Annotated in this window: 9 protein-coding genes and 1 pseudogene; 5 read left to right on the forward strand and 5 right to left on the reverse strand. The window is 61.6% G+C overall.

What is annotated here, in order from left to right; translation table 11 throughout:
- Positions 1–2: 2 nt before the first annotated feature.
- Positions 3–482, reverse strand: a complete 480-nt coding sequence (locus tag J8I82_RS29550; protein WP_209762956.1) for a carboxymuconolactone decarboxylase family protein — start codon at positions 480–482, stop codon at positions 3–5.
- Positions 483–848: 366 nt separating this feature from the next.
- Between J8I82_RS29550 and J8I82_RS29555 the strand changes: the two genes are divergently transcribed.
- The 4 genes from J8I82_RS29555 (at position 849) to J8I82_RS29570 (ending at position 5722) form a co-directional block, all read left to right on the forward strand.
- Positions 849–2438, forward strand: coding sequence for a GAF domain-containing sensor histidine kinase (locus J8I82_RS29555; RefSeq protein WP_245180254.1), 1590 nt, complete (start codon positions 849–851; stop codon positions 2436–2438).
- Positions 2439–2864: 426 nt separating this feature from the next.
- Positions 2865–3608 (forward strand): acetoacetate decarboxylase, encoded by a 744-nt coding sequence (locus tag J8I82_RS29560; RefSeq protein ID WP_209762958.1) that lies wholly within the window; start codon positions 2865–2867, stop codon positions 3606–3608.
- Positions 3609–3655: 47 nt separating this feature from the next.
- A complete protein-coding gene (locus J8I82_RS29565) occupies positions 3656–4444 on the forward strand; it encodes a 3-hydroxybutyrate dehydrogenase (RefSeq protein WP_209762959.1) in 789 nt (262 codons plus the stop codon).
- 60 nt (positions 4445–4504) lie between these two features.
- A complete protein-coding gene (locus J8I82_RS29570; RefSeq protein WP_209762961.1) occupies positions 4505–5722 on the forward strand; it encodes a DUF3734 domain-containing protein in 1218 nt (405 codons plus the stop codon).
- A 183-nt stretch (positions 5723–5905) separates the two neighbouring features.
- Here the strand turns inward: J8I82_RS29570 and J8I82_RS29575 are convergent.
- The 4 genes and pseudogenes from J8I82_RS29575 to J8I82_RS29590 form a co-directional block, all read right to left on the reverse strand.
- A pseudogene (locus tag J8I82_RS29575) lies at positions 5906–6379 on the reverse strand (Ohr family peroxiredoxin).
- Positions 6380–6799: 420 nt separating this feature from the next.
- Positions 6800–7816 (reverse strand): GlxA family transcriptional regulator, encoded by a 1017-nt coding sequence (locus J8I82_RS29580; protein WP_209762963.1) that lies wholly within the window; start codon positions 7814–7816, stop codon positions 6800–6802.
- Positions 7776–8276, reverse strand: coding sequence for a CBS domain-containing protein (locus J8I82_RS29585; RefSeq protein WP_209762965.1), 501 nt, complete (start codon positions 8274–8276; stop codon positions 7776–7778). The genes J8I82_RS29580 and J8I82_RS29585 overlap by 41 nt, the downstream gene beginning before the upstream one ends.
- A 437-nt stretch (positions 8277–8713) precedes the next feature.
- The gene (locus tag J8I82_RS29590) at positions 8714–10375 is read right to left on the reverse strand and encodes an FAD-dependent oxidoreductase (RefSeq protein WP_209762968.1); all 1662 of its coding nucleotides are present in this window, start codon (positions 10373–10375) and stop codon (positions 8714–8716) included.
- A 214-nt stretch (positions 10376–10589) separates the two neighbouring features.
- On the opposite strand from J8I82_RS29590, the gene J8I82_RS29595 reads away from it, so the two are divergent.
- The gene (locus J8I82_RS29595; protein ID WP_245180263.1) at positions 10590–11576 is read left to right on the forward strand and encodes a LysR family transcriptional regulator; all 987 of its coding nucleotides are present in this window, start codon (positions 10590–10592) and stop codon (positions 11574–11576) included.
- The last annotated feature ends 623 nt before the right edge of the window (positions 11577–12199 follow it).

Raw genomic sequence — 12199 nt, forward strand, 5'->3', positions numbered from 1 at the left:
CATCACTCCAGATTGGCCTTTTCCAGCCCGAACGTCTTGTCAAAGGAACCCGGGACCATGCGGAACGCGACATTCAATCGGTTCCATGTGTTGATGGTGCCCACCAGCAAAGTGAGGTCGGATAGCTCCTTCTCGGAATATTGGGTGCGCACGCGCTCGTAGACTCCGTCGGGCACGCCTTCGGCAGATAGCTGGGTCAACGCCTCGGTCCATGCCAGCGCAGCGCGCTCGCGCGGCGAGAACAGTGTCGATTCGCGCCAGATCGCCACATGATGCAGCCTCAGCTCGCGCTCGCCGTGGATTTTCGCCATCTTGATATGCATGTCGACGCAGAACGCACAGCCGTTGATCTGTGACGCGCGAATCTCGACGAGCTCGCGAACGGGTTCCTCGATCGTCGTTTTCGGGAACAGGCTGTTGAGCTCCACGAGCTTCTTCAACAGTTCCGGGGACTGCTCAAAATAGTTGAGACGTTGCGCCATGATCTCTCCTGCTGAGTTGGCGGGGATGCTCGCCGGACCTGCGCTGGATTGCTGCAGGCACCGCTTGGAGAGAATCGTAGCCTTTGACCCGTGGCTCCAGTAGTGCCTCCAAGATACCCACTCTGTTGCCGTGTCGACACCAATCGGAGCCAATGGGGCGATTCTTGCGGAGATAACGGGGGCCAAGGCGGCGACGAGAGACCATCCTGCCACGTGGAATGGGAACCGAAGGTCACGTCGTGATCGGCCTGGACAGGGTCTACTATTTAAGCCAAACCAGGCACTCGCCATCGGCTCGGGCGAGCACTCGGATGTCGACGAGAACAGGATAAGATCAAGTCAATCCTTCACAGGGCAATATCAACCATGCCGCATTCAATCCGCGTTCCTCCGGAAACCGTCAAGAAGTGGCAAGAGATTGTCGACCTTCTCGCAGAGATCATGCACGTTCCTTCCGCCCTGATCATGCAAATCGGGCCCCCAAATATTGAAGTCTTCGTGTCGAGCGAATCCGAAGGGAATCCTTACGAGGCGGCTGAAACTGCGGCTTTAGACACGGGGCTTTATTGCGAAACCGTGATGAAGACGCGCCAACCCCTGCTTGTGCCTGACGCGCTTCAGGACGAAGCGTGGAAATCGAACCCCGATATCAAGCTGGGGATGATCTCGTACCTGGGTGTTCCCATCACCTGGCCCGATGGCGAGATATTCGGGACGATCTGCGTGCTCGACAAAAGAAGAAACGACTATAGCGAGTTGTTTCTCAGACTTCTGCTACTGTGTCGCGACGTGTTGCAGGCTGACCTGGGTGCGTTGACAGCACTGAACAGGCAGCTCGAAGAGCGCGAAGCAAAAATCCAGCGGCTGGTCGACGCCGACATTATCGGGATCTTCATCTGGGAATTCGGCAGCCGGATTATCGATGCCAATGACGCGTTTCTGCGCATCGTCGGTTACGAACGCGAGGATCTCGCTTCCGGCCGCCTCAGCTGGACCGACCTGACCCCGCCGGATTGGCTCGATCGCGATCTCCAGCAATGGCTACCGGAGCTCAAGCGCACTGGCCGCCTGCAGCCGTTCGAAAAGGAGTATTTCCGCAAGGACGGCAGCCGCGCGCCAGTGCTGATCGGGGTGGCAAGCTTCGACGAGAGCGCGAACCAAGGCGTCGCCTTCGTGCTCGATCTGACCGAACGTAAGCGCGCCGAGGTAGAAGCGCGAGAAAGCGAGTGCCGCTACCGCGAGATCGAGGCTGCGCTGGCGCATGCCAACCGCATCACAACCATGGGGCAGCTCACGGCATCGATCAGCCATGAGCTGAAACAGCCGATGAGCGCTTGCGCCGCCAATGCCGAGGCGGGTCTACGCTGGTTGTGCGCACAGCCACCGAATCTGGACGAAGTCGGACAAGCGCTGGAGCGGATCACCAAAGACGCAAAGCGCGCCGGCGAGATGATGAACCGCATACGCGGTCTCGTCAGAAACACCCCAATGGACAAGGAACGGGTGCAGATCAACGACGCGATTGAAGAGGTCATCGCCCTGACGCGCGCTGAGGCGATCAAAAACAATATTGCTGTGCGGATGGCGCTTTCAGAAGGTTTGCCGCTGGTACAAGGAGACCGAATACAACTCCAGCAGGCAATGCTGAACCTGATCCTCAACGCCATTGAAGCGATGTGCGCCACTGACGATGAACCGCGAGAACTGACGATCAGCACCGGCCAGGATGAATCTGGAGGTGTCGTTGTCACGGTGTGCGATTCAGGGCCGGGTGTCGCGCCGGAGAATGCCGAGCGCATCTTTGACCCGTTCTGCACAACCAAGGCCGGCGGAATGGGCATGGGATTGTCCATTTGCCGCTCGATAGTGCAGGCCCACGGAGGAACGCTACGGCTGAATACGAACGGACCTCGTGGCGCTGAATTTCAGTTCACTGTGCCCAAGAGCCAGGGATAGCTGATGGGCGGCGACGCCCGCCTTGACCGCGCCCCGACGAGGTGTCGCACCGGAATCTGGGGGCCGTATGTGCCGCGAAAGGACGTCGAGCAGGTACGGCGAGCGCTCTACACCCTCCAGGAGACAATCACGCGTTGACCCGAGCCGGCGAAACGCTGACGGATATCGCCGGAAGCCTTCACCGAACACGATGCCATACCTGCTCGACCGGCATACGACAGCATCCCTCATGGCCATGCAGTACTACCCAGGCATGAGTAACCCGATACTTGGCATGACGGCCTGATCCGTCAGGGGCATCCATCAATACCCACGTTTAATGGATTCACCCCGCCTGACCTTCCAGAATAAGACGGACCGAGCTGCACTGCTGTCATGGGGACAGTGGAAACACGGCACGGTATCGCCTCAGGAGGCTCAAGCACCATGGACGTCAAGACCATCCGGGAGCGAGCGTTTGCCACGCCGCTAGTCAGCCCGGCCTACCCGATGGGGCCGTATCGCTTTCTTCATCGGGAGTTCTTTCTCATCTCGTACCGCACTGACCCGGACCTGCTGCGTGCAGTCGTGCCAGAGCCGCTGGAAATCGCCGAGCCGGTGGTGCACTACGAGTTCATCCGCATGCCCGACTCGACCGGCTTTGGCGACTACACCGAATCCGGCCAGGTGATCCCGGTCATGTACCAGGGGCGGCGCGGCACCTACACCCACGCAATGTTCCTCGATGACCATCCGCCGCTGGCCGCCGGGCGCGAGTTGTGGGGATTCCCGAAGAAGCTGGCCAGCCCGCGGCTCGCCGTCGAGACCGATACGCTGCTGGGTACGCTCGACTATGGCCCGGTCCGGGTGGCGACAGGCACGATGGGCTACAAGCACCAGGCAATCGACAAAAGCGTGGTTCGAGACGCCCTCGCCAATACGCCAAACTTTCTGCTCAAGATCCTGCCGCATGTCGATGGTACGGCCCGTGTCTGCGAGCTGGTCTGCTATTTCCTCAAGGACGTTGATGTCAAGGGCGCATGGACCGGCCCGGCAGCGCTGTCCCTCTTCCCACACGCACTGGCACCAGTTGCATCGCTGCCGGTACTCGAAGTCATTGGCGCCAGGCACTACATCGCCGACCTGACGCTGGGGCTTGGCGAGGTCGTCCACGACTACCTGCAGTCGTGACAGGCATCGCGCAGCAACCTGGTACACCATCTCACCACTCCCGGAGAATGAACATGAAGCTTCAAGGCAAATCGGCTATCGTGACCGGCGCCGCCAGCGGCATCGGCAAGGCTATCGCAGAACTGCTGGCCAGCGAAGGTGCGGCAGTGGCCGTCGCTGACCTGAATGAGGACGCCAGCCGCAGGGTCGCCGAAGCGATTGAGGCCCGTGGCGGCCATGCCATGGGCGTTGCCATGGATGTCACCGACGAGGCCGCCGTTGATCGTGCGACGCAGGCCGTGGCGGACCGGTTCGGCGGCGTCGACATCCTGGTGTCCAATGCCGGCATCCAGATCGTCAATCCGGTGCACGAATACAGCTTCGCGGACTGGAAGCGCATGCAGGAGATTCACCTTGACGGCGCCTTCCTGACCACGCGCGCCGCGCTCAGGCATATGTACCGCGACAACCACGGCGGCACCGTCATCTACATGGGTTCGGTCCACTCCCATGAGGCCTCGCCGCTCAAATGTGCTTACGTGACCGCCAAACACGGATTGCTGGGCCTGGCGCGCGTGGTGGCCAAGGAAGGTGGCGCGCGCAATGTCCGCTCACATGTCATCTGCCCTGGCTTTGTCCGCACGCCGCTGGTCGACAAGCAGATTCCGGAACAGGCGCGTGAGCTCGGCATCGGCGAAGAGGAAGTCGTACGGCGCGTGATGCTGGGCGGCACCGTCGATGGCGTCTTCACCACCGTGGACGACGTCGCGCAGACCGCCCTGTTCCTGTGTACCTATCCTTCGGCCGCGTTGACCGGACAGTCGTTCGTGGTGAGCCACGGCTGGTACATGCAATAAGCGCGGGATGTCCACTCCGGTGATTGCCCCCCGGGGCGGCACGCGCATCAGGAGAACACCATGTTTTACGAAAGACAAGACTTGCAGGGCAGTTCAGGCGCCGCGAGGATCAAGGCCGAAGTGGATCGCGGCTACGCCGTACGGGCACTGGTCCTGCAGGGCGGCGGCGCCCTCGGCTCCTACCAGGGAGGCGTCTACCAGGGCCTTGCCGAGGCCGGCATCGAGCCGAACTGGATCGCGGGCATCTCCATTGGTGCGCTGAACGCGGCAATTCTCGCCGGCAACGCTCCGGCGCATCGCGTCACGAAACTGCGCGAATTCTGGGAGCATATCTGCCGGCAACCCTGGCTTCCCAGCCTGGTCCCGTACGACACGATCGCGGATACCGCGCAGCATTGGCCGGACCCGCTGCGTATCTGGTTCGATGGCATCGAGGCCGCTCGCGCGCTGGTGGAGGGACAGCGCGGGTTCTTCTCCCCTCGCCTCTGGCCTGCGCCGTTCGCGCAGTCAGCGGGCGCGCACGGCGCCAGTTACTACGACACGCGACCGCTGAAGGCCACGCTCGAGCGCTTTGCCGATTTCGACCGGATCAACCACCATGCCGAGATGCGCGTGTCGGTAGGGGCCGTGAACGTGCGCACGGGCAATTTCGTGTACTTCGACAATACGCAGACCAGGCTGCGCGCCGAACACTTCATGGCGTCGGGCGCATTGCCGCCGGGCTTTCCCGCGGTGGAGATCGACGGTGAATTCTATTGGGATGGCGGCCTGGTTTCCAACACGCCGCTTTCCGCCATCCTGAAGGCAAGACCAAGGCGCAACGCGCTGATCTTCCAGGTCGACCTGTGGAGCGCACGCGGACAGGTGCCCGAGGATCTGATGGCGGTGGCAGCGCGCCAGAAGGATGTCCAGTATTCAAGCCGGACGCGCTTCATCACCGACTATATGAGCGAACAGCAGAACTTCCGGCGCCTGCTCAGCGATGTGCTGGCACTGGTACCGCCCGCACGCCGGCATAGCGAGGCCTTCCAGCGTGCCGCGGCCGATGCCTGCGACGCCCGCCGCAATGTCATCCAGCTGGTCTACCGCGACAAATCCTTTGAAGGCAGCGCCAAGGACTTTCAGTTCGGGCCGCTGACCATGATGGAGCACTGGGCCAGCGGACTGGAAGACATCCGCGGGACGCTGCAGCATCCCGAATGGCTTGCCATGCCGACGCACGAAAACCCGTTCGTCACGCATGACATCCACCGGCGGCACGCCGAGCTCAGTCAGTGAACGGCCATGAGCTGCGGCACCACGGCAATGCCATGACGCGGTGCCGCTGATGGTACAGCACCATGCTGCAGCAAATGCAGCATAGGCTTCGGCACAGGGACCCGGTAGTGCCGCGGCGGTGCGTAAGCTGTTGTCGATTCGGCGCCAATCGCGGCACCAATCCCAACCCTGGCCATCGCACATTTAGTATGAAACGGTCACAACGCTGTGTATGCCGTCGCGGGTCTCTTTGCATAAGGGCAAAGGCGCTCGGTATGGCGGATGAGTTTCTCCGCGACATGCCGCTCCACGCCCGTAGCGCGGATGCGGACGTCGGTGCTCAGGGCGTAGCTGCCATCGACGGGGTCACGGCCGAAGGACACTTTGACCGCTACCTCGGCATCCTCGATGTCGATTTGCGCGCGCTGCGCGATAAGACTCAATGCGCCGTGGAAGCAGGCGGCGTAGGCTGCCGCAAACAGCTGCTCGGGATTGGTGCCGCTGCCCGGCCAGCCAAGCGCACGAGGCAACCGCAGGTCGAGCACGAGATTGCCATCGTCCGATTTCGCGACACCGGAGGCGCGCCCGTGCGCGCACTCTCCTCCCGATACCGTGACCGCTGTACAGCGCGGTGAATCCCTGGCCTCGGTATCGATCGAGCAGGGCGTCGAAGGTGATGCGCCCGAGGCGCGTCCCGCCTTTCGGAACGAACGTGCCTTCCTGGAGCTCGGCACCGAAGTAGCGCGCGGCCGGATCGGTCGTGGCGATGCGCGGGTCGCCGATGGCCTCCAGGTAATGTTTCATGAGGTCGCTCATCTTGAAACGCTCAGGCCCGGCGATCTCGACGATGCCATTGACCGACGCGGCAACGGCGCTATCCGCCACCGCGTGCGCGACGTCGACGATCTTCATGCTGCTTCTCCTCGATGGGGTGGAACGTATCCACACCCATGCTAGGTAAAGCAGTGACGCCCCGCCAGATCGACCAGGACGACACGATGTTTCCCGTTTGGCACCAATCCGGATACGGACACCTCGCTGCCGCCTGCCCCAATGCCAGTGAGTTTGAAGGTACGTTGTGCGGGCGTAGCCGGGAAGTCAGCGATTCGCTTTCACTCGGTAATCGCTGGGAGAATGCCCGAAGTGCCTTTGAAAGGCCGCACGCATGCGCTCTTCGTTACCAAAGCCACACTCGCGCGCGATCTGGTCGACCGCCCGGTGCTGGTCCTGCAGCAGGCGCCGCGCCGCTTCCAACCGGAAATGCTCGACGCTTTTCGCCGGAGTGCGCCCTGTCTTCTGCTTGTAGACCCGCGCAAAATTCCGCGGGCTCATGCCGACGCGGCCAGCTAGCTGCTCGACGGAGAGTTCCTCCCGGGACAGGTTCTGGACGATCCACAGATGCAGCGTATCGAAGACCGGCACCTGCCGGCTTTGCGAAATCAGCAGCTCGCTGAGCTGGGGTTGCGCACCCGGCCGTTTCATGTAGACCGCAAGCTCCTTCGCTGTATTCAGCGCCACCTCGTGGCCATAGTCTTCCTCGACCATGGCCAGCGCCAGGTCGATGCCGGTGGCAACGCCGGCGGAGGTCCAGAGATGTTGCTGCTGGACGAAAATCGCCTCCGGGTCCAGTTCCACCGTCGGAAACAGTTCGCGGAACCTGTCGAGCATTGCCCAATGCGTGGTGGCGCGCTTGCCATCGAGTATGCCCGCGTATGCCAACAGGAAGGCCCCACTGCATACCGATGCCATGCGCCGGACTTCGCTCGATGCGGTGGTCAACCACGCAATCAGCAGCCTGGAGTCCTTCGAAACCTGAAGCATGTTCGGGGACCCCGGCACCACGATTGTGTCGACCAGTCTCCTGTCGAACGATGCCAATGCCACAGTCTGCATCGAGGTGCCTTCCGCCGCCGCGACGACGCCGCCCGACATGCTGGCGGTATGGCAGCGATAACCCGCCATGCCCCGCTCACGCGCGTGATTGGAGGCAGCCCAGAACACAGTCTTGGGACCGGCGAGATCAAGCAGGCTCACATCCGGATAGGCCACGAAAACAACGTTACGCGGCATCTGTTCAATGGCCCGTGGTATGAGCGGCGGTGGAATCAGGGCCATGACTGGAGTCGTTGAAATTCAGCGATGGTATGCGATCTGAACGATCTTGAACAGGAGAGGCGCCGGCCGCTGTCATGCCCGTCGCCCCCGCAGCGGCGATGACCCTCAGCATGGCAAGCCGGTCCACCAGTCCAAGGTATGCACCATTCCGTGTCACAACGAACGGATTCACCGTGTCCACGTGCGGGTCACGCGCCAGTGCCATCGCCAGCTCGGTGGCGCTTGCTTCGATGCACAGACAGTGCGGCGAATGGGAAATGAACTGCATGCAGTTCTCCCGATGGATCCACAGGCGATAGCACGGCAACCATACGACATCCGCGATCAGCTGCTTGCAGCTGACACCAATCGGCTCATCCTCCGCCAACAGGGCAATCGTGCTCGCGGCCGGATGCCGCGAAAAGATCTGCAGGACTTCCCCCAGGCATTTCGTGTGCTGTACGCCGGGTATGCGAAGCAAGATTGGCGCCAGGAGCGTTGTGCCATCATCCGGCTGCGTAGGTTTCCCCCAGACATGTCTTCTCGCATCATCGAATCGAAACCGCCATCGGATTGCATCGGCATGGCGTGATGGTTTGGAATGATCACCGGGGGGCAGGCCCGCATGAACCTTCCACTTCTCCGGGTCTGGCGTCACTGCGTCGGGACGCGGTTGACGTGAGTCTAGATAATCGCCACATGAAGGGTCAAGACACCTGGATGTAGCAACGGCGTTTCCACTTTCGCACCAATCCCCGATAAAGCCCACCCCGTGTGGCAGGGCCGCTGGCGGTTTGGCAGAAAATCTGGGCACGCTGTCATTTACGGCACAGCAGGGGCCTGATTAAGATCTGTGCAGTCGCCATCGGGGTATGAGGCGGCCTGGCGTTGCGGGTCATCGCCAGGCTGAACGCGGCCTCAGGCAGCGGCCAGCGTGGCAGCCAGGTAGGCGTGGATCTGTGCCACGACCGCGGCCCCCTCGCCCACCGCGGTGGCCACGCGTTTGGTCGATCCTGACCTGACATCACCGATGGCAAAAAGGCCGGGCACGCACGTCTGCAGCGAGCTGGTTGGCACGCCGGCATGTCTGCCTGTCTGCACGAAGCCCTTTTCATCGACACCAACCTCACAGCTACCTAACCAAGAGGTATTCGGCTCGGCGCCGGTAAACAGAAAGACATGCTGAACCCACATCATCTCCTTCTGGCCGGTATCGCGGCGGAGCAAGACAGCACCGCTAAGCCTGCCGTCGCCGGTCAGGTCCACCACGTCTGTCTGCGCATGCACCGTAATGTTGGGCTGCGCGGCAATCCGGTCGATCAGGTAGCGGGACATGCTTTGCTCGAGACCCAGTCCGCGAATCACGATATGCACATGCGCGGCATGGGTTCCAAGGAATACCGCTGCCTGGCCCGCGGAGTTCCCGCCGCCGACCAGCACCACCTCTTGCTTCGCGCACAGCTTGCCCTCCACCGGGGAAGCCCAATAGTAGATGCCCCGGCCCTCGAACGACATCAGATTCGGAATAGGCGGGCGACGGTACGCAGCGCCGCTCGCGATAATTACCGTGCGCGACTGTATCGTGTCACCTGCTTTGGTCCTCAGCCGATGCAGCGGACCGCACTCAAGCTGTGCCACTTCGATGGGACTGACGATATGCGCGCCGAACTTCTGCACTTGCGCATAGGCGTTTGCCGTCAACGCCTGGCCGGATATGCCCGCGGGGAATCCAAGGTAATTCTCTATGCGGGTACTGGCGGCAGCCTGCCCGCCGGGCGCCAGCGCATCTAGCACGATCACACCCAGTCCTTCCGATGCGGCATAGACTGCGGCGGCCAGGCCGGCCGGGCCCGCCCCGATGATGGCGACGTCATAGATCCGGGTGCCGTCCAGTTCGGGAAGCAATCCAAGGCAGGACAGAATCTGCATGGTATCTGGACGCCGCAGGATCGTTCCGTTGGGACAGATGACCAGAGGCAAATCCGCTTGGCAAGCATCAAACTTCTGAAGCACGCTCGCCGCATCCGCCTCACCGTTCAGGTCGAGAACCGAATAGGGATAGTGCTTGCGGCGCAGAAGTGCCTGGAGCTCAAGCATCGCAGGCTCCCCGTTCTGGCCGATCAGCGTCGGGCCGAGCCCGCGCTGGATCAGTGCGGCACGGCGCAGCATCATGGCCTGCATGATAAGTTCGCCCAGCGCGGCTTCCGCAACCATCAACGCCCGCAGGCATGCCGGGCGCACCACAATCGCCCGGACATCCTCCATGGCGAGGCCGTCGATGAGCTCGGGCGTGCCGGCAAGTTGCCCGATTTCGGCCAGGAAATTCCCCGGACCATGCTGGACGACAACCGCACTGTCGCCAACACCATCGCGCTGCACGATACGGATGCGCCCTTCCAACACCAGGATCATGCCGTTGGCCGGGTCGCCGGTGCGCACTACGTATTCGCCGGCGCGCCACGTCCTTTCGCTGCCGTAACGGGCGATTGTTTCGATCTCGCCCGCCGCCAGCGTTGGATACTTCTTCAGTTCGTCGCCAGACGCGGTGGCGACAGCGTGTTCGTTGGCGATGGAGCCCATGGCTGCAAATCCTGCGTTGGTATATGCATCCAGCCTAGCAGTCGAGCCGCTGGAATTCAGTCATGCATAGCGAGGTATGCGTAATACCTATGTATATCGGCATAGTGTTGAAGGAAGCTTCGAAAATAACCTTGGGACAGCAAACATGGATCAACCGGACGTAACAGGCACATCGGAAGTGTCGGCCGAACGCGGTTTTCGCCCTAACCGACCAATGCGCGCTGACGCCCTGTCCACGAGCTTTGCCGCGAGCTACGCGGGAATCATGGCGTTTATGGCAGTGGCGAGCGAGGGCAGCTTCGTCAAGGCTGGCGAGCGGCTCGGCATCGGCCGCTCGGCGGTGAGCCGCAACGTCCGGAAGCTCGAAACGCAGTTGAGTACCCGGTTGTTTCTTCGCACAACGCGCACGACGCAACTGACACGAGAAGGCCAGCGTTTCCTCGACAACTGCCATCAAGGCGTAGCGCACATCGTGGAAGCCATCAACGACATGCTGGAGCTTCGTCAGGGCCCGCCACGTGGGCTGGTGCGCATCAGCGCGACGGTCGGCTTTGGCCGGAAGGTCGTTGCGCCACTGCTGGAACAGTTCATGAAGGCTTATCCCGACATCGCGATCGAACTCTTGCTCGACGACCGCCCGACCGATTTCGCCTCCGACCAGATCGACGTCGCCTTCCGCAACGGGCGGATCGAGGACTCCAGCATCATTGCGAAGCAACTGATTCCCATGCAAATGGCGCTCTGCGCCGCGCCCTCCTATGTGGCCGCGTACGGCCTCCCGTGTACGCTGGAGGAACTGGGCCAGCATGAATGCATCAACTTCCGCTTTGCAAGCGGCCGGGTGTTCGAATGGGAGTTCAAGATCGACGGTCACATGCGGAAATACCTGCCGCGGTCTCGGCTGACGTTCAACGATTCCGATCTTGTGCTGAAGGCAGTGCTGCAAGGCCGGGGCATTGCGCAGCTCGCCGGGTACCAGATTTGCGACCATATCGCCGCCAATAATCTTGTCGTAGCGCTTGCAAGATATGCTCCTGACGATCGCGGACATTACATCTGCTACCTAAGCCGGCAGCACTTGCCGACTCGCATTCGCGTCTTTATCGACTTTATGACCCAGCATATCCGCGCGCTCGATCTTCAATGCCTGAGCGATTTCCGCATGGATGCGCCGGCTTCGACACTGCAGTTGGCTGCTTGAGCCCGGTACATTGAGGCCTGCCGTCCATGCTGCGGCATGGGTGCATTGGTGCGAATGAGGAAACGCCGAGAGGTCGGGTACGAATCTACTGCTGCATGGCCGCCGCGCCTAACCTGTTATTCATCGGCGCCTGGCCCGAACCAGTGGAGAGCACTATGTACCGCTACGGACTTGTCATTCCGCTTGTCGGTTGGATTTCGGTGGCAACACTCAATATCGGGCTTGCGCTCGCCATTTGCAGCAGCGGCGTGATCTGAAGAGTCTCCTCGGGGGAGATGGTCTTCCACTCGGGCTCGGAAAATCGAACGTTGGCAACAGACTTCACGGCCAGCGCTATGGCGAAGCCCGCGAGGGTGCTCTGCAATTTCCAGGGCAACCGCGTTAACGCTGAGCGCATTCGCTTTGCGCGAGCATGACGCCTTCTCGACGCGTATGACTTCAATGCGTGGTGGCGGCACGATATCCACGTCGAGCGACGAGCGACGCGCGATGAGGCCGGATACAGAACTGCTGCCACGTTGTGTGGCCAGGTGTGGGGCTTGTCCGCCGGAGGACATCGACGGGGTGGAATGCAATCCAGTTCAGCTCCGCACTGCGCGGTCTTGCTGAACTGGCACGCGAGT

Origin of the sequence: Cupriavidus consociatus (assembly GCF_017814975.1) — a bacterium.
In the GTDB taxonomy this organism is placed as follows: Bacteria; Pseudomonadota; Gammaproteobacteria; order Burkholderiales; family Burkholderiaceae; genus Cupriavidus; species Cupriavidus consociatus.

Excerpts from the sequence above, each read along its gene's own strand:
- J8I82_RS29580 (WP_209762963.1), bottom strand. The coding sequence starts at position 7,816 with ATGGCCCTGATTCCACCGCCGCTCATACCACGGGCCATTGAACAGATG.
- J8I82_RS29550 (WP_209762956.1), bottom strand. The coding sequence starts at position 482 with ATGGCGCAACGTCTCAACTATTTTGAGCAGTCCCCGGAACTGTTGAAG.
- J8I82_RS29570 (WP_209762961.1), top strand. The coding sequence starts at position 4,505 with ATGTTTTACGAAAGACAAGACTTGCAGGGCAGTTCAGGCGCCGCGAGG.
- J8I82_RS29595 (WP_245180263.1), top strand. The coding sequence starts at position 10,590 with ATGCGCGCTGACGCCCTGTCCACGAGCTTTGCCGCGAGCTACGCGGGA.
- J8I82_RS29560 (WP_209762958.1), top strand. The coding sequence starts at position 2,865 with ATGGACGTCAAGACCATCCGGGAGCGAGCGTTTGCCACGCCGCTAGTC.
- J8I82_RS29590 (WP_209762968.1), bottom strand. The coding sequence starts at position 10,375 with ATGGGCTCCATCGCCAACGAACACGCTGTCGCCACCGCGTCTGGCGAC.
- J8I82_RS29555 (WP_245180254.1), top strand. The coding sequence starts at position 849 with ATGCCGCATTCAATCCGCGTTCCTCCGGAAACCGTCAAGAAGTGGCAA.
- J8I82_RS29565 (WP_209762959.1), top strand. The coding sequence starts at position 3,656 with ATGAACATGAAGCTTCAAGGCAAATCGGCTATCGTGACCGGCGCCGCC.